The 21,515-nt window shown below is 62.1% G+C and carries 20 protein-coding genes and 1 pseudogene; 12 read left to right on the top strand and 9 right to left on the bottom strand.

Annotated elements, in window-relative coordinates; all coding sequences use genetic code 11:
- Nucleotides 1–37: 37 nt before the first annotated feature.
- A complete protein-coding gene (locus G3574_RS15685) occupies nt 38–1,423 on the bottom strand; it encodes an aminotransferase-like domain-containing protein (protein WP_163964938.1) in 1,386 nt (461 codons plus the stop codon).
- Between the two features lie 184 nt (nt 1,424–1,607).
- On the opposite strand from G3574_RS15685, the gene G3574_RS15680 reads away from it, so the two are divergent.
- From G3574_RS15680 to G3574_RS15665, 4 genes are all read left to right on the top strand, one after another.
- Nucleotides 1,608–2,354 carry an SDR family NAD(P)-dependent oxidoreductase gene (locus G3574_RS15680; protein WP_163964935.1) on the top strand — a complete coding sequence of 249 codons (747 nt, stop codon included), beginning with the start codon at nt 1,608–1,610 and terminating at the stop codon, nt 2,352–2,354.
- A 43-nt stretch (nt 2,355–2,397) separates the two neighbouring features.
- The gene (locus G3574_RS15675) at nt 2,398–3,303 is read left to right on the top strand and encodes an isocitrate lyase/PEP mutase family protein (protein WP_163964932.1); all 906 of its coding nucleotides are present in this window, start codon (nt 2,398–2,400) and stop codon (nt 3,301–3,303) included.
- A gap of 67 nt (nt 3,304–3,370) precedes the next feature.
- Nucleotides 3,371–4,519, top strand: coding sequence for an ABC transporter substrate-binding protein (locus tag G3574_RS15670; protein WP_235953474.1), 1,149 nt, complete (start codon nt 3,371–3,373; stop codon nt 4,517–4,519).
- Between the two features lie 67 nt (nt 4,520–4,586).
- Nucleotides 4,587–5,366, top strand: coding sequence for an SDR family NAD(P)-dependent oxidoreductase (locus G3574_RS15665; protein ID WP_163964926.1), 780 nt, complete (start codon nt 4,587–4,589; stop codon nt 5,364–5,366).
- Between the two features lie 196 nt (nt 5,367–5,562).
- Here the strand turns inward: G3574_RS15665 and G3574_RS15660 are convergent, their stop codons facing one another.
- A complete protein-coding gene (locus G3574_RS15660) occupies nt 5,563–6,879 on the bottom strand; it encodes an MFS transporter (protein WP_235953471.1) in 1,317 nt (438 codons plus the stop codon).
- A gap of 15 nt (nt 6,880–6,894) precedes the next feature.
- Entirely contained in the window at nt 6,895–8,259 is a 1,365-nt protein-coding gene (locus G3574_RS15655) for a M20 aminoacylase family protein (RefSeq protein WP_235953470.1), read from the bottom strand.
- Between G3574_RS15655 and G3574_RS15650 the strand changes: the two genes are divergently transcribed.
- Nucleotides 8,258–8,770: a MarR family winged helix-turn-helix transcriptional regulator gene (locus G3574_RS15650; protein ID WP_163964922.1), complete on the top strand. Its 513-nt coding sequence runs from the start codon at nt 8,258–8,260 to the stop codon at nt 8,768–8,770. The two genes, G3574_RS15655 and G3574_RS15650, sit on opposite strands and share 2 nt — an antisense overlap.
- Nucleotides 8,771–9,017: 247 nt before the next feature.
- Complete coding sequence (locus G3574_RS15645) at nt 9,018–10,163, top strand: branched-chain amino acid ABC transporter substrate-binding protein (RefSeq protein ID WP_163964919.1); 1,146 nt, start codon at nt 9,018–9,020, stop codon at nt 10,161–10,163.
- 28 nt (nt 10,164–10,191) lie between these two features.
- Here G3574_RS15645 and G3574_RS15640 read toward each other — a convergent pair whose 3' ends face one another.
- Nucleotides 10,192–11,097, bottom strand: a complete 906-nt coding sequence (locus tag G3574_RS15640; RefSeq protein ID WP_163964917.1) for a LysR family transcriptional regulator — start codon at nt 11,095–11,097, stop codon at nt 10,192–10,194.
- Nucleotides 11,098–11,269: 172 nt separating this feature from the next.
- On the opposite strand from G3574_RS15640, the gene G3574_RS15635 reads away from it, so the two are divergent.
- The 5 genes from G3574_RS15635 (at nt 11,270) to G3574_RS15615 (ending at nt 16,456) form a co-directional block, all read left to right on the top strand.
- A complete protein-coding gene (locus G3574_RS15635; protein ID WP_163964914.1) occupies nt 11,270–12,307 on the top strand; it encodes a cupin domain-containing protein in 1,038 nt (345 codons plus the stop codon).
- Between the two features lie 92 nt (nt 12,308–12,399).
- Nucleotides 12,400–13,593 (top strand): 3-hydroxybenzoate 6-monooxygenase, encoded by a 1,194-nt coding sequence (locus tag G3574_RS15630; protein WP_163964911.1) that lies wholly within the window; start codon nt 12,400–12,402, stop codon nt 13,591–13,593.
- A 4-nt stretch (nt 13,594–13,597) separates the two neighbouring features.
- Complete coding sequence (maiA, locus tag G3574_RS15625) at nt 13,598–14,248, top strand: maleylacetoacetate isomerase (protein ID WP_163964908.1); 651 nt, start codon at nt 13,598–13,600, stop codon at nt 14,246–14,248.
- A 41-nt stretch (nt 14,249–14,289) separates the two neighbouring features.
- Nucleotides 14,290–14,994, top strand: a complete 705-nt coding sequence (locus G3574_RS15620; protein WP_163964905.1) for a fumarylacetoacetate hydrolase family protein — start codon at nt 14,290–14,292, stop codon at nt 14,992–14,994.
- Between the two features lie 100 nt (nt 14,995–15,094).
- Complete coding sequence (locus G3574_RS15615; protein WP_407941677.1) at nt 15,095–16,456, top strand: MFS transporter; 1,362 nt, start codon at nt 15,095–15,097, stop codon at nt 16,454–16,456.
- Between the two features lie 67 nt (nt 16,457–16,523).
- Here the strand turns inward: G3574_RS15615 and G3574_RS15610 are convergent, their stop codons facing one another.
- Complete coding sequence (locus G3574_RS15610) at nt 16,524–17,219, bottom strand: trimeric intracellular cation channel family protein (protein WP_163964900.1); 696 nt, start codon at nt 17,217–17,219, stop codon at nt 16,524–16,526.
- A 449-nt stretch (nt 17,220–17,668) separates the two neighbouring features.
- On the opposite strand from G3574_RS15610, the gene G3574_RS15605 reads away from it, so the two are divergent.
- On the top strand, nt 17,669–18,697 hold the full coding sequence (locus G3574_RS15605; protein ID WP_163964897.1) for a zinc-binding dehydrogenase: 1,029 nt from the start codon (nt 17,669–17,671) through the stop codon (nt 18,695–18,697).
- A gap of 32 nt (nt 18,698–18,729) precedes the next feature.
- Here the strand turns inward: G3574_RS15605 and G3574_RS15600 are convergent, their stop codons facing one another.
- The 4 genes and pseudogenes from G3574_RS15600 to G3574_RS15585 all read right to left on the bottom strand — a co-directional run.
- Entirely contained in the window at nt 18,730–19,431 is a 702-nt protein-coding gene (locus tag G3574_RS15600; RefSeq protein ID WP_163964894.1) for an ABC transporter ATP-binding protein, read from the bottom strand.
- A 28-nt stretch (nt 19,432–19,459) separates the two neighbouring features.
- On the bottom strand, nt 19,460–20,218 hold the full coding sequence (locus G3574_RS15595; protein ID WP_163965128.1) for an ABC transporter ATP-binding protein: 759 nt from the start codon (nt 20,216–20,218) through the stop codon (nt 19,460–19,462).
- Entirely contained in the window at nt 20,218–21,276 is a 1,059-nt protein-coding gene (locus tag G3574_RS15590) for a branched-chain amino acid ABC transporter permease (RefSeq protein WP_163964891.1), read from the bottom strand. The genes G3574_RS15595 and G3574_RS15590 overlap by 1 nt, the downstream gene beginning before the upstream one ends.
- Before the next feature lie 3 nt (nt 21,277–21,279).
- Nucleotides 21,280–21,515, bottom strand: a pseudogene (locus tag G3574_RS15585) (branched-chain amino acid ABC transporter permease); the annotation flags it as partial.

Here is a 21,515-nt window from a genome sequence, read left to right as displayed (position 1 = left end):
TTCTGGTCGCCCCGGTCGACGCGATTGATCCCCAAGCTCAGTTGGCGTTCTGGCCCTGAAGTGCATTCCTCAGCCACGCAATGAACTGCGGATGATACCCATGCGCCACATTGATCCTCATGGCAGGCGCGCATGAGGCATCCGTGGAAAAAGCCATCGACGGCGCGATCAGCATGCCGTTCGAGGCGGCATGTGCCACCGCTTTGGGATCCACCATGTGCGGCGGCGTATTGATCCAGAGGTAGAACCCGCCCCCGAAGGGGCTGCATGCTTCTAATCCCACCGATTTCAAGGCCTGGACCGTCTTCTGCGTCGCGTCGGCGACACGCGACTGCAGCGAGCGCAGGTGACGAAGGTAATGTCCCTGGTCGATCAGGGAAAAGATGAGTCTCTCGTTGTAGGAGGAGGTCGACACGGTCGTCGCGACGAGCAGCCTGCAGAGTTCGCTGGCGACCGACTTCGCGGCGGCCACATAGCCCACCCGGAAACTGCCAGCCAGGGTCTTGGAGAAAGAGCCGATGTAGATCACTCTTTCCAGCTGATCGAGGGCAGCGAGCCTGGGCAGCGACGGCGGCAAGATATCGGCGAAAGGGTCATCCTCGACCAGCATCAGGTTGTTTGCTTCCGCAATGCGCAGCACGCCGTAGGCATTTCCCAGCGTGATGGACCCGCCCGTCGGGTTGTGGGCGAGCGACTGTGTAAAGAATATCCGGGCGCCGCTGCTGCGGGCTTTCTCCTGCAAATCTTCCAGGCATGGCCCATCCTGGTTGCGCTTGACGTCCACGATGCGAGCCCGTCCGACGTTCAGCTTGGACAGCAACGGGTAATAGCCTGGATCGTCCACCAGTACGGCGTCGCCCGGCTGCACGTAGCCGCGGATGACGAGGTCCATCGCGTGGTTGGCGCCCTGGGTCATCAACAACCGGTCCGGCGAAGCCAATATGCCGCGCTCGGCCAGTACGCTGCACAGCCGCTCGCGGAGCGGCAGGTAACCCCAGGCGCTGTTGTAGTTGTAGGCATCGGCCGCCAGCAGGCGAATCGACGACAACTGGTGCTTCAGCTTCGATTCCTCGAGCCAGTCGGGCGGCAGGCGTCCATCGCCGGGACGGACCGGCAAGCGGCGCTCCAGCTGTTCGGTAAGCAGCGCCTCGCCATCGGTAATGCCGGAAAACGGAGCGATGGCATGCGGCCGCGGCCGCTCTATGGCGCCCGCCACGTAGTAGCCGGAACCTTGCCGGGCATGCAGGACACCTTGCGCAACCAGCCGCAAATACGCTTCCACCACGGTGTTCTTCGCGACGCCGTTGGCGACCGCTTCCTCATTCAACGACCGCAATTTCTGCCCGGGCCTCAGCTCGCCTGAGCGAATTCGGGCCAATACGTCTTGAACGACCTGCTCGACCTTGGTAGTGGGACTGGACATGGGGAAAGTGTACCAATGGAGCGTCTGGTACGGTATTGGTAAAAGACTGTTCCACTGTACCACTCCTTATCCAGTTTCGCGCCTAGAATTCAATTGCGCGAATGCACCGGCCCCGAAAGGATCGCGTCCCGGAAAGGACCGTGGGCAGCGGTGATCGCCAGCAGATTGAAAGGCTTGCCGCATCATGAAATTGAAAGAAAAAGTCGCCGTGATCACCGGCGCGTCGCGCGGGATCGGAAGGGCGATTGCCGAGACGTTCGCCAGGGAAGGCGCGAGCGTGGTCCTGGCCGATATCGACGGGAAGGCATGCGTCGATGCCGCCAGCCAGATTGCCGAAACCCATGGCAGCCCCACGCTGGCGGTCAAGGTGGACGTTGCCGATCCCGTTGAAAACCAGAAACTGATCGACCAGGCGATGCAGCGTTTTGGCCGGGTGGACGTGCTGGTATGCAACGCCGGCATCGTCAGGCCCGGCCGTCCGATCGAGGACATCACGCCGCAGCAGTGGCGCGAGGTAATGGACGTCAACCTGATGGGCTGCGTCTATGCCACGCAATCATTCGTTCCCATTGCCAAGAAGCGCGGGCAGGGCCGCATCATCTACATGGCCTCGGTCGCGGGCGAAGTGGGGGGCGTCAGTGCCGAACTCAGCTACGCCGTCAGCAAGGCGGCGGTGCTGTGCCTGACCAAGGCGGTCGCCAAGCAGCTGGGTCCGCACGGCGTGACGGTCAATGCGATCGCGCCAGGCGCCATCCAGACGGCAATGACCGACATCCTGCAATATCCGCCGGGCGTCCGGGAAAGCATTCCCCTCCAGCGCTTCGGCGAGGTGGACGATATCGCGGCGGCCGCCCTGTACCTGGCAAGCGACGACGCGCGTTACGTAACCGGTTCGACGCTGGACGTCAACGGCGGCATGTACATGAAGTAGTAGGCCAGTTGGTTCACCCATACCGAACAAGGAAGTCGAAGAGATGAACATGTATGAAAAGCGGGTCAGGCTGCGCGAACTGCTGGCGGAGAAAACGTGCACGCCGCTCATGGGCGCCTATGACGTGCTGAGCGCGAAGATCATCGAGCAAACCGGGTTTCCCGTCCTTTACACCGGCAGCTTCGTCACGGGAGCCAGCCGCGGCACCTTGCCCGACGTCGGACTGGTGCAGTTGCACGACTTGCTCGATCTCGCCCGCGACATTGCGAAAGAGACCGCCATTCCCATCGTCTGCGATGCGGACACCGGCTGGTACCATGCCGCCAACATCTGGCGCACGGTGCACGAATTCGAGTCGGCGGGCGCGTCGGCCATCCATATCGAGGACACCGTGTTCGGCAAGCACACCAGCCACCAGGCGATCCTGCTCGACCAGGAGGTGATGTGCCAGCGCATCCGCGCCTGCTGCGACGCCCGGGTCGACAAGAATTTCATGATCATCGCCAGAACCGATGCCATGTACCTGAACGACGACATGGAGGACGCGGTGCGGCGCATCAATGCCTACCTTGAGGCCGGCGCCGATGCGGGCTTCATCGTCTTCAAGGGGTCGATCAAGGCGCTCAAGGAATTCCGCTCACGCATCAATGGCCCGCTGATTACCACCAGCGTCGACTTCCAGGACTCCCTGGCAGACGAGACCGAGGCGGGCTCCAACATGTCCGTATACTGGCCGCTGACCATCTTCGCTGCGTACAAGGCGGTCAAGCATGTCTGCAAGGCCTTCCACGAAGGGCGCGATGCCACCAAGCTCAAGGAATACTGCTTCCACGAGGGTGAGCTGAATACCTTGATGCCCTACCAGCGGTTCGACGAGAACGTCGCGAAATACAAGGTGCTCGAACAGTTTTCAAGACATGGCGGCAAGCCGGCCACTTCAGACAAATAACAGGAGAACCAACATGAACAAGCAACTGCTTTGCGGCCTGACCGTCCTCGCCTTGAGCCTGCAAACCATGCATGCCCAGGCGCAGCCCGCCGCCCCCTTGCGCATCGGCTTCATTACCGACTTGTCCGGCCCGTACCAGGATACCGATGGCCCGGCCGGCGCCGAAGCCATCAAGATGGCCGTGGAAGATTTCGGCGGCACGGTTCTCGGCAGGAAAATCGAGGTCCTCTCGGCGGACCATCTCAACAAGGCGGATATCGCCGCCTCGAAGGCGAGGGAGTGGATCGACCAGAGCGACGTCAAGATGCTGGTCGGCGGCGCAAATTCCGGTGCCGGCCTTGCCATCAACAAGGTGATTTCCGAGAAAAAGCGCGTGTATTTCAACGTGGCAGCCGGGAGCGCCCGCTTCACCAACGAAGAATGCACGCCGTACACGATTCACTATGAATACGACACCGTCGCGCTCGCACGCGTGACCGGCTCGGCCGTCGTCGCGCAGGGAGGCAAGAACTGGTTCATGCTCGTATCCGATTATTCGTTCGGCCATTCCCTGGCGAACGAAGCATCCGAAGTGATCAAGGCGAAGGGAGGAACCATCGTCGGCTCGGTGAAGCATCCCCCGGTTTCCTCAGACATGAGTTCCTACATCCTGCAGGCGCAGGCATCGAAAGCCCAGATACTGGGCCTGGCCAATGCCGGCGAGGACACGGTCAACGCCATCAAGACGGCGCATGATTTCGGATTGAACAAGAAAATGAAGATCGCCGGCTTGCTGATGGTGATCAACGACATCCACGCATTGGGCTTGCCGGTCGCGCAGGGCCTGATGATGGCGGACAGCTGGTACTGGGACAAGGATGACGCATCGCGCAAGTTCGCCGACCGCTTCTATGCCAAGTTCAAGCGCATGCCCAGTTCGCACCAGGCTGCCGATTATTCCGTCACGAGCACCTATCTGAAGGCGGTCAAGGAAGTCGGAAGCGACGACGCCGACAAGGTGATGGCCCACCTGAAGAAGATGAAGATCGACGACTTCTACAGCAAGGGATATATCCGTGCCGACGGCCGCTACATCCATGACATGTACCTCATGCAGGTCAAGTCGCCGGCGGAATCCAGGAAGCCCTGGGACTACATGAAGATCATCGCTACCGTGCCGGGCGAGGAAGCCTTCACGAAGCCCGCCGAATCCAAGTGCGCGCTGCTGAAGAAATGAATCTAGAGGCGGGACGGATTCCCCGCTTTCCCGGATGGGATGATGACCAATGACGACAGGGGTTCAAATGAGTAATGCCACGCAGCGGATTGCGCTCGTAACAGGTGGAGCGAACGGCATCGGCGACGCGATCATTGCAGGATTGGCGGAAACCGGCGTAAAGGTGTTCTCGCTGGACCGGGCCGAACCGAAGCAGTTACGGGACGGCGTTGTTTACCTGGATGCCGACGTGTCGGACCCGGAACAGGTGGCGGGCGTCTTTGCCCGGATCGACGAGGCAGGTCAGGGGATTGACATCGTCGTCCACAGCGCCGGCATACAGCGTTCGGGCCTGGTCGGCCAATTGTCATTCAAGGACTGGTCCGACGTGATAGGAACCCACCTCACCGGGATGTTCCTGGTCGCGTCGGAAGCGATGCCAAGGATGATCAAGCAAGGACGCGGCGGCGCCATCATCAGCATCGCATCGACGGCGGCATTCGTCGGATTGCCGGGCCGGGGGCCATATACGGCGGCCAAGGCCGGCATCGCCGGCCTGACCCGGTCATTGGCGGTCGAAGCCGCGCCTTACCGGATACGCGTGAACGCGGTTGCGCCCGGATTCACGCGGACCGCCATCATCGAGGACGCCATCGCGAACGGTTCGCTGCAGGAGGACTGGATGCTGGAACGCGTTCCGATGCGCCGCCTGGCAGAGCCGGCGGAGATCGCCAAGGTCGTCAGGTTCCTGGCAAGCGATGATTCCGCCTATGTCACGGGACAGACCATCGTTGCGGACGGTGGCTGGACCATACAGGGGATCAACAAGTCCCCGGATTGGTTGAACGCGAGGGACGGGCAGAAGTAGAAAGGCAAGCTGGCGGGAGGATCCGCCAGCCGCCGCATCCACATCAGGTTCTTGCCGGACTTCAAAGACGATTCGAAACAGCTTAGCCTCGATCTCGCGCCAGCCAGCCGACGAACATTCGCTGTGGCAGCAATCATGCGCATGACGGCCATGCATCGCAGCCGAATCGGCATGGATGCATGGCCGTCCGCAAGGATCAGGCGCTTGCTGCCACCGTCCCCGGCGCTGCCCTTGATGCCTGCGGCAGGGCGAACGCGCCGACCAGCCCTATCAGCACGCTTGCTTCCACATAAAAGACGGGTGCCAGATTACTGCCTGACTTTTGCACGAGCCAAGCGTTGATGGCCGGCGCGAGTCCGCCGAAAATCAGGACGGCGACGTTGTAAGCGATGGCCGCGCCGGTCGAACGCACCCCGACCGGAAACATCTCCGTCAAGATGATGGGCGAGGGTCCCCAGAAGAAGCTCATGAACACGGCCGCGCCAACCTGCGCCGCGAGCAGGGAACTGAACGATGGGTTCTCGACGAATTGCTGGAACAGGAAGAACGTTGCGATCGCGTAGCACAGCATGCCCGGCAAGATCACGGAACGGCGCCCGAAACGATCCGACAGGTAGCCGGCAAGCGGGCAAAGCAGGAGCAGGACGGCGGTACTTGCGAATGTGCTGAGATTGACATCCGACGGTGCAAGGCCGAACTGCTTCTTCGCGAAGATTGGCAGGAAGAAGATGAAGACATAGGCCGACACCGTGCCGACGACGACGACGCAAAAGCCGGACAGGAGTGCCCGCGGATGGTTGCGGAAGACGTCCCGGACAGGGGTGTTCGTCGCCGGACGGGCGGATCTGGCGTAGGCGGCGAATTCGGGCGACTCGTCAACCGAGGACCGGATCAGCCAGCCGACCGGGCCGATCAGAATGCCGAACAGGAAAGGCAGTCGCCAGCCCCAGGACTCGAGATCGGCCGGGGACAAGTTGACGGACAGGAGGTAGGCGACAAACGCGCCGACGGAAAAGGCGAGCGCCTGCGAACACATCTGGAAGCTTCCGAAGAAGCCACGCAGATGGCGCGGCGAGAATTCGGCCAGCATCGTCGTGGCGCCGCTGAACTCTCCGCCGCAGGACAGTCCCTGCAAAAGCCGGGCCAATACCATGAGCACCGGGGCTGCAATGCCGATCGCGGCGTAGGTTGGCAGCAATCCGATCATTGCGGTACCTGTCGCCATCAAGGCGATGGTGAGCGACAGGGCTTGCTTGCGCCCGACGCGGTCGCCGTAGATGCCAAGGAAGATGCCGCCGATCGGCCTGGCCGCAAATCCGACGCCAAACGTGGCAAGCGTGAGCAGCAGCGAGGCCGCTTCGTCGCCGGCGGGGAAATAGAGTTTGGCGATCGTCACCGCAAACAATCCGTAAATGGCGAAGTCGAACCACTCAAAGGCATTGCCAAGCACCGAAGCCACGACCACGCGCCTTACCATCGCGGTAGATGGTTTGTTTTCCGTAATTTGCATCATTGTCTCCTCTCGTTTTCATGCGCCTGTTTCACCGAGGCGCTGCTTGATGACTTCAATGAACACGCTTGCGCCGAGCGGCAGGCTGCTGTCATCGAAATCAAATTCGGGGTGGTGGCAGGTCAAGCCATCGTGTCCGAGGAAGAAGTAAGAGCCCGGACATTGTTCCAGCATGAATGCGAAATCTTCGGATGCCATCAACGGCGCGACGTTGACGATGACGTTATCCCTCCCCAGCACCGATTCCGCCGCCCGGCGAACGACGTCCGTCTGGAAGGGCGCGTTGACCGTGGGTGGCGAGGTCTGCAGATGCTCGAAGACCACGCAGCAGCCAAAGCTGCGGGACGCCCCGTCGCACAAGGTGTTCAAGCGTTCCAGGACGAGTGCCTGGGTGGCGCACGAGAACGTCCTGACCGTACCTTCAAGCACCGCGGAATCGGGGATCACATTGATTGCCGTCCCGGCCAGGAAGCGGCAAACACTGACTACCGCGGCTTCCGTCGGATCGACGTTCCTGCTGACGATGCTCTGGATCGACTGCACCAGCGAGGTTCCGACCAGGATCGGATCGACTGCCTTGTGCGGCATCGCGGCGTGGCTGCCCGTCCCTTCGATTCGGATTCGAAAGAGATCGCTGGCCGACAGGATGGCGCCGGCACGAACGCCGACCTTTCCCGAGGGAACCGCATTGCTGTTGTGCAGCGCATAGATCTCGTCGCAGGGGTAGTGCTCGAACAAACCGGCGCGAATCATTTCGGATCCGCCTCGCAGCGTTTCTTCGGCCGGCTGGAAGATCAGGTGGACGGTGCCGTGAAACCGTCGATTCATCGACAGGTGCTTTGCGACGCCAAGCAGGATCGCCGTATGGCCGTCATGGCCGCATCCATGGAAAACCCCGTCGGTGACGGATTTGTAGGGTACCGACCCCTGCTCCATCATCGGCAAGGCATCCATGTCGGCGCGCAAGCCAATGGCAAGCGCCTGCCTGCCGTCGGCCGGCAAGGTACCGCGGATGGTGCCTACCACGCCCGTTCCGGCGAAATCGGTTTGCACCGAAATGTCCCACTCTCTGAGAAGCCCGGCAACTACCATTGCCGTGCGGTGCTCGGCAAAGCCAAGCTCGGGATGGCGATGGATGTCCCGCCGCCACGCACGCATGTCATCGGCCAAGGCCGCCATTTCTTTGTCGCCCAGCATTTGTCTCCTCGCTTGGTCAAGCACGCGTATCCGCGCATTGGAAGTTTTTGGTAGAATAACCCAACTGTTGAAAACTTCAACTAAAATTCCAGTATTGCCGGCGGGCGACTGGCAGGCTGCCGGTATAATGGGAAAGCCATTCCTTGCAGAAGGAAACCGGCTTTCAAGACGAAAGACCCTCAACATGTCTGTAACGCCGCCACTGTCTCCTTCACCGCAAAAACCGGCCGACTTCACGTCTTACCTGACGTTCAAGCTGGATCTGCTGAAGACCGAAATGAACCGCCGCGCCAACCTGATCTATCGCCAGGAATTCGGGCTTGATGTGCGTCTGCTGCGCGTGCTGCGTGCAATCTGTGATCTGCCCGGACGTACGGCAAGTGAAGTGCGGGACCTGACCTTGATTGAAAAGACCCTGTTGTCGAAGATGATGGCCGAGCTGATCGAGAAGAAGCTCGTGCGCCGGACCATCCACCCCGACGATGCGCGGCATTATCAGCTCTGGCCGACGGCGTCCGGAACGCGGGTGCGGATCGCGAGCGACAAGATAGGCCACGCCATGGAACAGGAGATGCTTGCCGTGCTCTCGGCACCGGAGCGGAACGCTCTGGAACTTATCCTGGGCAAACTGGTGGACGGACTGTCCTCAGCCAGCAGCGCCCAGAGCCAGAAAAAGAGCGGTGCAATGAAAAAGTAGGCCTGGCGTGGACAGGCTCGCGTCGCGCGGTGCGTACGCGGTATCAAGCGTGCTGGCCGTCGCGAGACATCAACGGCTGGACGCTGTTATCTGATTCGAACCTGTCTAGATACCGTCGAAACCCACCGGGACGACACCAATGGCGATAGCGGCGTGGGGCCGCTTCCGTCATTCAATGCAATTTCATCAGATGCATGGCAGGCAAAAAGCCTGCATGTCATTCATTTTCATTTTCAGGAGTTTTCATATGCAGTTCACGGCAAAAATGATTCCGCTGGCAGGCGCGCTGGCATTGGCATTCGCGGGTGCAGCGTCGGCACAGGAACAGGTCGTCAAGATCGGCCACGTCGGCCCGATCTCCGGCGCCATCGCTCACTTGGGGAAAGATAACGAAAACGGCGCGCGCATGGCCATCGACGAACTCAACGCCAAGGGCGTGACCATCGGCGGCAAGAAGGTCAAGTTCGAACTGCTGGCTGAAGACGACGCCGCCGATCCGAAGCAGGGCACCGCCGCCGCGCAGAAGCTGGTCGACTCCAAGGTCAATGGCGTGGTCGGCCACATGAATTCGGGCACCACCATTCCCGCTTCCAAGATCTACGCCGACGCCGGCATCCCCCAGATCTCGCCGTCCGCGACCAACCCGAAATACACCCAGCAAGGCTTCAAGACCGCCTTCCGCGTGGTGGCCAACGACGGCCAGCTCGGCGGCACCCTGGGCCGCTATGCCGCTGACAAGCTCGGTACCCGCAAGCTGGCGGTCATCGATGACCGCACGGCATACGGACAGGGCCTGGCCCAGGAGTTCATGAAAAGCGCCAAGGCCAAGAACGTGGAGATCGTGGCCCAGCAGTACACCAATGACAAGGCCACCGACTTCAACGCCATCCTGACCGCCATCAAGGCGAAAAAACCGGACACCATTTTCTTCGGCGGCATGGATGCGGTGGCTGGCCCGATGCTGCGCCAGATGAAGACATTGGGCATCAACGCCAAGTTCGTGGGCGGCGATGGCATCTGCACTGAAATGATGGCCAACCTGGCCGGAGACGCTCTGGGCGATGGCCAGGTGGTCTGTGCCGAGGCCGGCGGCGTGGAAGAGGCGCAGAAGAAGGGCATGGATGCTTTCAAGGCCGCATACAAGAAGAAGTTCAACGCCGACGTGCAGCTCTACGCGCCGTACACCTACGACGCCGTCATGGTGCTCGTCGAAGCCATGAAGAAGGCAGGTTCCGCCGACCCGGCGAAATACCTGCCCGAGCTGGCACGGATCAACTACAACGGTGTGATCGGCAAGATTGCCTTCGATGCCAAGGGAGACATCAAGGATGGCACCCTGACCCTGTTCACCTTCAACAAGGGAAAGCGGAGCCAGATCGCGGTGGTGAGATAAGCGACACCCATTCCAGGAGTTTCCCTCGTCAACTTGTTCCCGAAGCGGACAAGAGCGTTGAAATCGATTTTCTCAGCCACTGGTTTCCAGGGTCGTGATGATAACGCTCGTGCCAGTGCTGCTTGACCGCATAGTCCGCCAGTTCGAACGGCACGGGATAGGTACGGAACCTGCCTCTCCCTGCCAGCACCTCGGCCAGCCGCTCCGGGATGGTCACGAGCATGTCGGTCTGCTCGATCACGAATGCAATGCCAAGGAAGTTCGGAACCCGCAGCGCAATGCGGCGGGTAATGCCTTGCCGGGCGATTTCCTTGTCGAGGATGAGGTGCCCCGTCCCGGACGAGGTCACCACCGCGTGCTCCTCCGATTCAAACTCCTTCAGCGATAGCGTCGCCTTGATGCGCGGATGGTCGGTGCTGGCCATGCAGACATAGCGCTGCCGGAACAGCGACTGCTGATAAAACCCCGCTTCCAGTTGCGGCATGAACCCGAGCGCCAGGTCGGCCTCCCCGGATTCGAGCATGGCCGGCGTGTCTTCCGACAGCGGCACGATATCGATGTGCACGCCTGGCGCCGCCTGGCGGAAATACGCCCACAGCTTCGGCAACAGCACCAATTGGCTGATATCGGTCATGCTGATGCAGAAACGGCGTTCCGAGCGTGCCGGGTCGAAAACGGCGCGATGCCCATACACCCGCTCCGTTGCGCTGAGCGCGATGCGCACCGGTTGTTCAAGCTCCCGGGCCAGCGGTGTCGGCTCCATCTGGTTGGCGATGCGTACAAATAGCGGATCGCCGAAATGCTCCCGCAATTTCGCCAGCGCAATGCTGACCGCCGGCTGGCCGATTCCGAGCGAGTCGGCCGCCCTTGTAACGCTGCGGGTCTTGTAGATTTCGTCGAATACCTGCAGCAGGCGCAGGTCAGGGGATTGCATCGGTTTCCTCTATTCGAATTTCGAATGAAAAGCATTAATAGCATTGGATAGACCGAATGTCGAGGCCGGAATACAGTTCGCCTACCAGCACATGCAATTTAATGCCTTAACCCGGATCAGGTTTTCTGCAAGGCAAGCATGGTGCGCCACCGCATTGCCACAGGAGACGAACATGCATGACCTCGGCCGACTCGACGACCTTCCCTTTGAATACCGCGCGGCGCTCGCCGAACAGAACCTGGTGCCGCTATGGCCGAGCCTGCGGACCGTTCTGCCTCCCGGAAAGCCGCAGCCGCGGACCCGTCCCGCCTGCTGGAAATATGCGGCGCTGCGCCCATTGCTGCTGCAGGCCGGCGAACTGACCCCGATCGAGAAGGCGGAACGCCGCGTCCTGGTGCTGGCCAATCCGGGCCACGGCCTCGAAAAAATGCAGGCGAGCAGCGCCATCTACCTGGGAATGCAGCTGCTCCTCCCCGGCGAAGTCGCGCCATCGCATCGCCACACGCCTAATGCAGTGAGAATGATCGTCGAAGGCGAGGGCGCCTACACCACGATCGATGGCGAGAAGTGCCCGATGCAGCGCGGCGACCTGATCCTGACGCCGACCGGGTTGTGGCATGAACACGGTCATGACGGCAGCGAGCCGGTCGTGTGGCTGGACGTGCTCGACCTGCCGCTGGTGTACTACATGGAAGCGTCCTATGTGACCGAGGGCAGCGCCCAGGACGTCACCGGCGCGGGCGGCGAACGCGCCTACCAGCGCGGCGGTGTGGTGCCGTCGCCGGTGTTCGCGCGCCGCGGCCAGCGCTATCCCATGCTGCGCTACCCCTGGACAGACGTGCGCGCCGCGCTGCTGGAACTGGCCCGCAGCGAACCGTCGGCCGAATCCGTGCAAGTGTCCTACATCAACCCGGAAACGGGCGGCGACTGCCAGAACATCCTCGGCTACCACGCCCTGATGCTGCGCCCCGGCGAGACGCTCGATCTGCCGGTCCGCTCGCCGGCGACGGTGTTTCATCTCATCGAAGGCAAGGCCAGCGTGACGATCGACGGGTCCGCCTTTTCGCTGTTCGAGGCAGATACCTGCTGCGCTCCCGGCTACGCCCCGATCCGCTTGCAGAACCAGGCGGCCGATGCGCCCGCCTTCCTCTTCATCGCCGACGAGAGCCCGCTGCACAAAAAGCTTGGCGTCTACGAAGTGCGGGCATAGAAGACCCGTCGAATTTCCCGGTCCGGCTTGCCGGGCCCGTTCAGAACCATGCGGCCCTCGGAAAACGATGTCCGCTTCTTGAGGAAACCATCATGAATTCATCCCAACCTGTCATCGTCGCCGGTGGCGGCATCGGCGGGCTTTCCGCCGCGCTGGCGCTCGTGCGCCGCGGTTTTGCGGTCAAGGTACTGGAGCAGGCGGCGGAAATCGGCGAAATCGGCGCCGGCATCCAGCTCGGCCCGAATGCCTTCCATGCCTTCGACGCGCTGGGCATCGGCGAAAAGGCGCGCGGCCGCGCCGTCTACACCGACGAAATGGTGATGCACGACGCCCTCGACGAAACGCTGGTCGGGCGGATTCCCACCGGAGAGGCATTCCGCCGGCGCTTCGGCAACCCCTATGCGGTCATCCATCGCGTCGACGTGCACCGGTCGTTGCTGGAAGGCGCGCAGGAAACCGGCCTGGTCGAATTCCTGACCTCGACGCATGTGTCGCGCGTGGAGCAGGACGAGCAGGGCGTGACCGTCCTCGACCAGCATGGCAACGCGCATCGCGGCCAGGCGCTGATCGGCGCGGATGGCGTCAAGTCGGTCGTGCGCCAGCAATACGTGGGCGATCCGCCGCGCGTGTCCGGTCACGTGGTGTACCGGGCCGTGGTGGACAAGAGTGACTTTCCCACCGACCTGCAATGGAATGCCGCCAGCATCTGGGTCGGACCGAACTGCCACCTGGTGCATTACCCGTTGCGCGTCGGCGAGCAGTACAACGTCGTGGTGACATTTCATAGCCGCCGCCAGGAAAGCTGGGGTGTCACTGAAGGCAGCCGCGAAGAAGTGCAAAGTTATTTCCAGGACATCTGTCCGCGCGCCCGGCAGCTCATCGACCTGCCGAAAAGCTGGAAGCGCTGGGCGACCGCCGACCGGGATCCGATCGGCCAGTGGAGCTTCGGCCGCGCCACGCTGCTCGGCGACGCCGCCCATCCGACGCTGCAATACATGGCGCAAGGCGCGTGCATGGCGATGGAAGACGGCGTGACGCTGGGCGAGGCGCTGCGCGTGAGCGACAACGATTTCACCCGGGCTTTCGCGCTGTACCAGCGCTCCCGCATCGCGCGTACCGCCCGCATCGTGCTGTCGTCGCGGGAGATGGGGCGTATCTTCCACGCGAGCGGCGTCGAGCGTCTGGTGCGCAACGACCTATGGAAGGGCCGCTCGCCGGAGCGGTTCTACGATGCCATGGAATGGCTGTATGGCTGGAACGCCGACAATTGCCTGGCGAGGAACTGAAACGATGAAGCTGTATAACTTCTTTCGCAGCGGAACCTCGCACCGCCTGCGCATCGCGCTCAACCTGAAGGGGCTCGATTACGAATACGTCGCGGTCGACTTGAGGCGCGAAGAGCATCTTGGCGCCGCATTCAAGGCGCTCAACCCGCAAGGGCTGGTGCCGGCACTGGTCGATGAAGATCTGGTCCTTATCCAGTCGCCGGCCATCCTCGAATGGCTCGAGGAACGCTATCCGGCACCGGCACTGCTGCCCGCCGGAGCGGAAGCGCGTGCCCGCGTGCGGGCGCTGGCCGCGCTGGTTGGCTGCGACATCCATCCGGTCAACAACCGCCGCATCCTGGAGTATTTGCGCCACGTCCTTGGCTGCAAGGAAGAGGCCGTCGATTCCTGGTGCCGGCATTGGATCAAGCAGGGGTTCGACGCGCTGGAAGCCTTGCTGGCGGCCGACCCGACCCGCGGACGATTCTGCGTCGGCGACCAACCCACGTTCGCAGACGTCTATCTCGTGCCGCAAGTGGAAAGCGCGCGGCGCTTCAAGCTCGACCTGGACCCTTATCCGCGCATCCGCGCAATCGACCAGTTTTGCGCAACGCTCGATGCGTTCCGGGACGCCGCGCCAGCGGCGCAACCCGACGCTCCGGCAGCCGCGGCCTGACCGACCGATTCACATTTCTGATTTCTCCGAAAGGAAAACCGATGAGCTACTTGTTTCCCCCTGTCACCCCTGTTGGTCTGCCGGTTTCCGGCACCGATGATGTGTATCCGGTACGGCGCGTCTATTGCGTGGGCCGCAACTACGCGGCACATGCGCGCGAGATGGGCTTCGATCCCGACCGCGAGCCGCCATTCTTTTTCTGCAAGCCCAATGATCCCGAGTCGGTGGTTCCGGTCCATGCCGGAGAGACGATCACGCTGCCTTACCCGCCGCAGACCAGCAATTATCACTACGAGGTCGAACTGGTGGTTGCCATCGGCAAGGCGGGCAAGGACATTCCCGCGGCGCGGGCGGCCGAGCATATCTTCGGTTACGCGGTCGGCCTAGACATGACTCGCCGCGACTTGCAAATGAAGATGCGTGAAATGGGCCGGCCCTGGGAAATCGGGAAGGCTTTCGACTATTCGGCGCCGGTCGGCGTGCTGCATCCGCTTGCAGGCAGCGGCGAGCTGAACGCCGGCGAGATCGTGCTCGACGTCGATGGAGAGGTTCGCCAGCATAGCGACCTGACCCACCTGATCTGGTCGGTGGCCGAAATCATCTCCAACCTGTCGTCGCTATTCGTGCTGCAGCCGGGCGACCTGATCTTCACCGGCACGCCAGAGGGCGTTGGCGCGGTGAAGCCGGGCCAGACCATGGCGGCTCGGGTCGGCAACTTGGAGCCGATCTCCGTGAAGGTGGCCTGAGCAGGCGCTTGTCGCGTCAACAAAACACGAAAAGCGGCGCGACACGGTCCGCCGCTCATGCAGATATCTGGCTCAAGGAGAATACATCATGCGTAAGAGCATGGAGGTGCAGGACTTCATCGATTCGCTGCCGCTCTCGGCATTGCAGCGAACTATCCTGTGGTTGTGCTTCTTCGTCGTCGCGGTCGACGGATTCGATACCGCCGCCGTCGGATTCATCGCACCGGCCATTCGCGAAGAATGGCATCTGAGCGCCGCGGCGCTGGCGCCATTGTTCGGGGCGGGCCTCTTCGGTCTGATGGCCGGTGCATTGTTGTTCGGCCCGCTGGCAGACCGCCTTGGACGCAAGACGATCCTCGTCTGGTCTGTCGGTTTCTTCGGCCTTGCTAGCCTGGCTTCCGCGACCGCGCCCGATCTCGGCTGGCTGATCGTGCTGCGCTTCCTGACAGGCATGGGCCTGGGCGGGGCGATGCCCAATGCCATCACGCTGACTTCCGAATACAGCCCGCTTGCCAGGCGCTCCCGCCTGGTCACCCTGATGTTCTGCGGCTTTACGATAGGCTCCGCGCTCGGCGGCGTGGTGTCAGCGCAGTTGCTAGCCTTGTACGGCTGGCGCAGCATCCTGTTCGCGGGCGGCGTGATGCCATTGCTGCTCGTGCCGGTCCTGGTCCGCATGCTTCCCGAATCGCTCCGTTTCCTGGTGCTCAAGCAACGTTCGGCGAAGGACGTGCAGGATATCGTGAATCGGCTGGGCGAAGTACGGGAGGCGCCGGTGCTGACGGCGCACGAAGCACGCACCAATGCTCCCGTCCGCGCACTGTTCCAGCGTGATATCGCCGCGGGAACCCTGACCTTGTGGCTCAGCTTCTTCATGAGCCTGCTGATCATCTACCTGATCTCGAGCTGGATGCCTATCCTGTTGCGCAGTACCGGAGCGAGCCTCAGCCTGGCATCCTGGGTAACTGCCACCTTCCAGATCGGCGGGACCGTGGGAGCGATCCTGCTTGGCCGCATGATGGATCGCTTCGGGGCGTGCCGCGTCCTCGGTACCGCCTATCTCCTCGGCGCCGTCTTCGTGGTGATGTGCGGCGCCAGTGTCAGCAATCTGTGGTTGCTGGTGGTTGCCGTGTTCGGTGTCGGGTTCTGCGTGAGCGGCTCCCAGGTAGGCGCAAATGCGCTGGCGGCCGCGTTCTATCCGACCGGAAATCGCGCGACCGGCGTAAGCTGGGCCAATGCGGCGGGCCGCAGCGGTTCGGTGGTCGGCTCGCTTTGTGGCGGATGGATGATGGCGATGCATCTCGACATATCGTTCATCCTGACGCTGCTTGCCGTACCGGCCTTGATTGCCGCCGTCGCCATTGCCGTCCTCGGACGCGTGTCCGCGCGGATCGGAACCGAGAGCCGTGATACGGCGGCTTTCAGCGACTTGAATGGCACACCGGGGACTGTTCCCGTCAAGTGACGACCTCGTCGAAATGGCGCAATCCTGCCTTGAATCGCGACATGGACGGGCAGACCAGGCGGCAAGGCTAACGATCCGGGTCCTCTTTCGCCGTATCGGGTTTCGGGGCCGGTTTCCCAGGCGGCCCCGCAACGGGCAGATGCCAACCGAGCCTCAAGGCCGCCATGCGTAATCCGAAGCAAATCGCGGCGCCAGCACATGCCATGGCGGTTGCCGGCAATTGCAGCGCGTCGCCTGCCACGACGACGCTTGCTCCGGCAAAGGCGGCGACGGCATAGATGTCTGACCGCAGGACGACGGGGACGTCCGATAGAAGCACATCACGAACCATGCCGCCGCCGATACCGGTCAGCATGCCGAGCAATGCCGCCATGAGAGGATCGATGCCAAAGGCGAGGGCTTTCTGGGCACCGGAAACCGAGAACAGCGCCAATCCGGCGCCGTCGAATATCAACACCGCACTGCGCAGGCGTCTGACGGCCGGATACCACAGGAAGGTAATCAGTCCGGCAAGCAGGGAGGCGGCAAGGTAGCGCCGGTCGCTGAGCGCGGCGGGAGGCGTTGCCCCGATCAACAGATCGCGAAGCACGCCTCCGAAATTGCCGGCGGCGAAGGAAAGTACCAGGACGCCGAACAGGTCAAGCTGGCGCTTGACCCCACTCGCTGCGCCGCTCAGCGCGAAAACGAAAGTGCCGACGAGATCGAAGACCAGCACCAGGGTTTTCAGTGCCGACCCGATATCGATGGGAATCGGAGCAATCATGTAGGCCTTGAGATTTCCATTACGGCAGCGCGGCTTCGTGGCTCATGCGGAAAGCCACCCCAGCGCGCCAACGGCCATCGTCTCTACACGGGTCTCCAGGGGTGGGTGCATGACGGGAGCAAAATACGGACGATGGTTGGTTGGAATCTTGTTGATCTCGTTCGCGGCCAGGGCTTTCGCATACACCGCCGGATCGGGTCCTCCAACCCTCGAGTCCAGGCAACAGTGTTTGCAATCCTGCCAGCACTGTTCCGGTAGGGCTGGTGGACTGGGTATCCATGGCAGTATCCCTTCATCAACAATTGCAAAATGAATTGCAGTGGACGAGACTGAAAACCTTGTCATTATGCGCCTAGTCGTTTACCAAGGAAAACTGCCGCGAAACTGGCCGCATCGAGCTGCCTACCGAAGGTATATAGTGTCAAGCTTACGATTTGCCTGGAGCACTCATGCGAGCGGCTTACCTCGTGGGACACGGCAAGAACGATGTCGTGCGTGTCGATGAACGTCCCGCACCTGTGCGGCTGCCCGGCGAAGTGCTGGTGCGCATGCACACTGTCAGCCTCAATCGGGTTGACTTGTATATGCGCGACAGCGGTGCAGGAATCACGCATGCGCTGCCACAGACCCTTGGCCTGGATGGCAGCGGTGTCATCGAGGCCGTCGACGCCGGGGAGCCACTGCTGAAGGCGGGCCAACGGGTGGTGATTCACCCGGCAATCGCTTGCAATCACTGCGAATTCTGCCAGCGTGGCGATGTGGTTCTTTGTACGTCCGTTCGCTATCTTGGGGAACATCGGGACGGAACGCTATCCGACTGGATTTCCGTGCCCGCGCAGAACGTGTTCCCCATGCCTGAACATCTCTCCTTTGAAGAAGGGGCGACGCTGGGAGTGACATATCTGACCGCGTGGCGCATGCTGTTCACCAAGGCGCAGATCAAGCCTTGGGAGACTGTGTTGATCTTTGGCGTCGGCGGTGGCGTATCGCTGGCTGCATTGCAGTTGGCGCATCTGGCCAGTGCGAGGACCATCGTCACCTCCCGCGACGACGACAAGTTGAACAAGGCGCTTGCCTTGGGAGCCGATCACGGCATCAACGGTACGATGCAAGATGTCGCGAAGGCGGTGCATAAGATCACGAACGGCCGCGGCGTCGATGTGGTGATCGAGAATGTCGGGCAAGCAGTCTGGGCAAGCGCAATGAAGTCACTGGTGCGCGGCGGCCGCCTCGTGACTTGCGGAGCGACCACCGGAGACCAGCCGCCAGCCGACCTGCGTCGCATCTTTATCCGGCAATTGCAGATCCTCGGATCCACGCTGGGCAATTTCCAGGAATTTGCCGACCTGCTTAAATTCACCAGCGAAAAGCAACTGCGGCCTGTGATTTCCGACCGTTTTTCCCTTGATGACATTCATGCGGCGCTAACCTGCCTTGAATCCGGCGAGCAGTTCGGCAAGGTTGTCGTCACCCTCTGACCCGTTCCAGGTCCACTCACGGACCGGATTCGCTACACGCCGAGATATTGGGTCAAGGTTTCCGGAGACTGCAGCAGATGCGATGACTCTCCCGTGACGACGACCTTGCCTTTTTCAAGCACGACCGCTTCATCCGTATTGCCGAGCACCGCGCGATAATTGCGATCCACGATGAGGGTGCTGATGCCGGTCGCCCGGATCTTTGAGATGACGTTCCAGATCTCCTGCACGATCAAAGGCGCAAGGCCTTCCGTGGCTTCGTCGAGGATCATCAGGTCGGGATTGGTCATGAGCGCGCGCCCGATCGACAGCATCTGCTGTTCGCCGCCGGAGAGCTGCTGGCCGCCATGGTCCAGGCGTTCCTTCAGCCGGGGAAAGGTATCCAGCACGCGCTCGTAGGTCCATTCATTGCGGCCGCCCGGACCGGGGCGTGCCGACATGACCAGGTTCTCGCGCACCGACAGGTTCGGAAAAATGCCTCTTCCTTCAGGGACGTAGCCGATTCCCAGCCGGGACATCCTTTCCGGCGGGTGCCCCTGCACCGCCTTGCCCCGCCAGGTTACCTTGCCCGACGCCGCAGGAACATATCCCATCAGCGTCCGGATCAGCGTGGTCTTGCCCATGCCATTTCGACCAAGCAGGCCGATCGCTTTCCCTTCGCCGATGTCCAGGCCGACATCATGCAGGATGTGGCTGTCGCCGTAGTAGGTGTTCAGTGAGCTGATGTGCAGCATCGTCATTCCTTTTACGATCGATGGCGTGTCAATGGGTGCCCAGGTAGGCGACCTGGACATCTGGGTTCGCCCGGATCGATTCCGGGGCACCGCTGGCGATCACGTTGCCATTGACCATTACCGTGATGCGGTCGGCCACTCGAAACACGGCATCCATGTCGTGCTCGACGAGCAGGACCGCGTGTTCCTTCTTCAAGCCCTCCAGGAGCGACAGCATGCGTTCCGTTTCCTCGGACCCCATCCCGGCAAGCGGCTCGTCCAGCAGCAGCACGCGCGGCCGAGTGGCGAGGCACATCGCAATCTCGAGCTGGCGTTTCTTGCCGTGGCTCATGCTGCCGGCCTGCGCCGTGGCGGCGTCCGACAGGCCGGCGGCGTCGAGTGCCTCGCGTGCGATGGCCAGGCTCTGGTTGCAGCGGTCGGCGGCTTCCCAGAATGCCCAGGGCCGCTGCAGCGCCGCTTGCGCCGACAGGCGGCAGTTTTCCAGCACGGAAAAGCTGGGGAAGATCGTGGTGCGCTGGTAGCTGCGTCCGACGCCATGGCGCGCGCGACTGGGCTGTGCCAGCGTGGTGATGTCCCGTCCATCTAGGTGGATCCTGCCGTCCGAGACGGGTATTTCTCCGGACAGCATGTTGATCAGGGTGGACTTGCCCGCGCCATTAGTGCCGATGACCGCATGGATTTCGCCGTGGTGCAGATCGACGGAGACGTCCTTGACGGCGGTGAGCCCGCCGAACCGCCGGCTGACCTTGTGGGCGCGCAGCAGCGGCTGCCGGGTGTGTACATTCATCATTTGACTCCCAACCGTGCTGTGCCGGCCGCGGCATTGCGGCCTTGCTTGCGCGACAACCTGCCTTTCAGACCGGCCATTCCGACCAGGCCCCGCGGGAAAAGCGCGACGAGGAAAATCATCGTAATCCCCAGCGTGAGCTGCCATCGTGCCGCCAGGCTGCCCAGCAGCGCCTCGGAGGAAAAGCCTTCCTTCAGCAGCACGAATGCGACCGCGCCAAGCACCGCGCCGCGCAGCGATCCCAGGCCGCCGAGAATGATCATCAGGAGCACGGCGCCCGATTCGTGCCAGGACAGCATTTCCGGGTTGACCGCACCGTTCTTCACCGCCATCAGGAAGCCGGCGAGGCCCGCCAGGACGCCAGCCAGCACAAAGGCCGCCAGCTTGTACCAGTAGGTCTGGTAACCGGCGGCGCGCATGCGCTGCTCGTTGATGCGGATGCCGGCGAGCGCCTTGCCGAAGCGCGAGCGCTGCACCATCGCCAGCAAGCCGAAGGTGAACGCCAGCGCCGCCAGCGCGAAATAGTACATGTGGCTGCCCTTGTCGAGATCGAGCAGGGTCGCATCTCCCATCGCCAGGGCGGGACGCAGGGTGAGGTACATGCCGTCGCTGCCGCCGCCGATCGATGTGTCATGAAAGACGTAAAACCCCATCTGCGCAAACGCCAGGGTAACCATGATGAAGTACACGCCCTTGGTGCGCAGGCTGAGCGCGCCGACGAGGGCGGCATAGGCGCCGGCGGCCAGAAGTGCCAGCGGCAACATGCGCAGCACCGCGCCGGGTTCGGCTTCCGGCGACGCGAGCGCCGCCACGTAGGCGGCGATGCCGAAGAAGCCGGCATGGCCGAGGCTCACCAGGCCGGTGGTGCCGGCGAGCAGTTCCAGGCTCAGCGCGAAGACCGCGTAGATGACGATCTTCAGCACCAGGTCCTGCAGATAGGGCGACATGAAGGAGGGCAGCAGGGCCAGCCCGGCAAGGACGGCCAGCGGGACGATCCAGCCCATGGAACGGTGATGACGAGACATGATGGTGGGGGCCGCAAGAGTAGTGGTGGTCATGGCTTAGTATCCTTTGCTGCGCAAGCCTTCGGGGCGCCAGATCAAGATGATGGCCATCAGCACATAGATGCCGATGCCGCTGAACTGGGCGAAGAACACCTTGCCGAAGGTGTCGACGAAGCCGACCAGCAGGGAAGCGATCAGGGCGCCGGAAATCGAGCCGATGCCGCCGATCACCACCACCACGAAACAGACGATGAGGACATTCCCTCCCATGCCGGGATAGACCGATGCGACCG

The organism is Noviherbaspirillum galbum (genome assembly GCF_010974945.1).
Classification (GTDB): Bacteria; Pseudomonadota; Gammaproteobacteria; order Burkholderiales; family Burkholderiaceae_D; genus Noviherbaspirillum; species Noviherbaspirillum galbum.
The sequence above is the reverse complement of the archived record's forward strand: the minus strand, read 5'-3'. Positions and strand labels throughout refer to the sequence as shown.

Bases quoted from the DNA above. Each gene is read 5' to 3' on its own strand.
- G3574_RS15595 (WP_163965128.1), bottom strand. From the start codon at position 20,218: ATGAATGTACACACCCGGCAGCCGCTGCTGCGCGCCCACAAGGTCAGC.
- G3574_RS15620 (WP_163964905.1), top strand. From the start codon at position 14,290: ATGAGCTACTTGTTTCCCCCTGTCACCCCTGTTGGTCTGCCGGTTTCC.
- G3574_RS15600 (WP_163964894.1), bottom strand. From the start codon at position 19,431: ATGCTGCACATCAGCTCACTGAACACCTACTACGGCGACAGCCACATC.
- G3574_RS15685 (WP_163964938.1), bottom strand. From the start codon at position 1,423: ATGTCCAGTCCCACTACCAAGGTCGAGCAGGTCGTTCAAGACGTATTG.
- G3574_RS15645 (WP_163964919.1), top strand. From the start codon at position 9,018: ATGCAGTTCACGGCAAAAATGATTCCGCTGGCAGGCGCGCTGGCATTG.
- G3574_RS15660 (WP_235953471.1), bottom strand. From the start codon at position 6,879: ATGATGCAAATTACGGAAAACAAACCATCTACCGCGATGGTAAGGCGC.
- maiA (WP_163964908.1), top strand. From the start codon at position 13,598: ATGAAGCTGTATAACTTCTTTCGCAGCGGAACCTCGCACCGCCTGCGC.
- G3574_RS15630 (WP_163964911.1), top strand. From the start codon at position 12,400: ATGAATTCATCCCAACCTGTCATCGTCGCCGGTGGCGGCATCGGCGGG.
- G3574_RS15615 (WP_407941677.1), top strand. From the start codon at position 15,095: ATGGAGGTGCAGGACTTCATCGATTCGCTGCCGCTCTCGGCATTGCAG.
- G3574_RS15675 (WP_163964932.1), top strand. From the start codon at position 2,398: ATGAACATGTATGAAAAGCGGGTCAGGCTGCGCGAACTGCTGGCGGAG.
- G3574_RS15610 (WP_163964900.1), bottom strand. From the start codon at position 17,219: ATGATTGCTCCGATTCCCATCGATATCGGGTCGGCACTGAAAACCCTG.
- G3574_RS15655 (WP_235953470.1), bottom strand. From the start codon at position 8,259: ATGTTGAGGGTCTTTCGTCTTGAAAGCCGGTTTCCTTCTGCAAGGAAT.
- G3574_RS15590 (WP_163964891.1), bottom strand. From the start codon at position 21,276: ATGACCACCACTACTCTTGCGGCCCCCACCATCATGTCTCGTCATCAC.
- G3574_RS15635 (WP_163964914.1), top strand. From the start codon at position 11,270: ATGCATGACCTCGGCCGACTCGACGACCTTCCCTTTGAATACCGCGCG.
- G3574_RS15650 (WP_163964922.1), top strand. From the start codon at position 8,258: ATGTCTGTAACGCCGCCACTGTCTCCTTCACCGCAAAAACCGGCCGAC.
- G3574_RS15680 (WP_163964935.1), top strand. From the start codon at position 1,608: ATGAAATTGAAAGAAAAAGTCGCCGTGATCACCGGCGCGTCGCGCGGG.
- G3574_RS15670 (WP_235953474.1), top strand. From the start codon at position 3,371: ATGCATGCCCAGGCGCAGCCCGCCGCCCCCTTGCGCATCGGCTTCATT.
- G3574_RS15605 (WP_163964897.1), top strand. From the start codon at position 17,669: ATGCGAGCGGCTTACCTCGTGGGACACGGCAAGAACGATGTCGTGCGT.
- G3574_RS15665 (WP_163964926.1), top strand. From the start codon at position 4,587: ATGAGTAATGCCACGCAGCGGATTGCGCTCGTAACAGGTGGAGCGAAC.
- G3574_RS15640 (WP_163964917.1), bottom strand. From the start codon at position 11,097: ATGCAATCCCCTGACCTGCGCCTGCTGCAGGTATTCGACGAAATCTAC.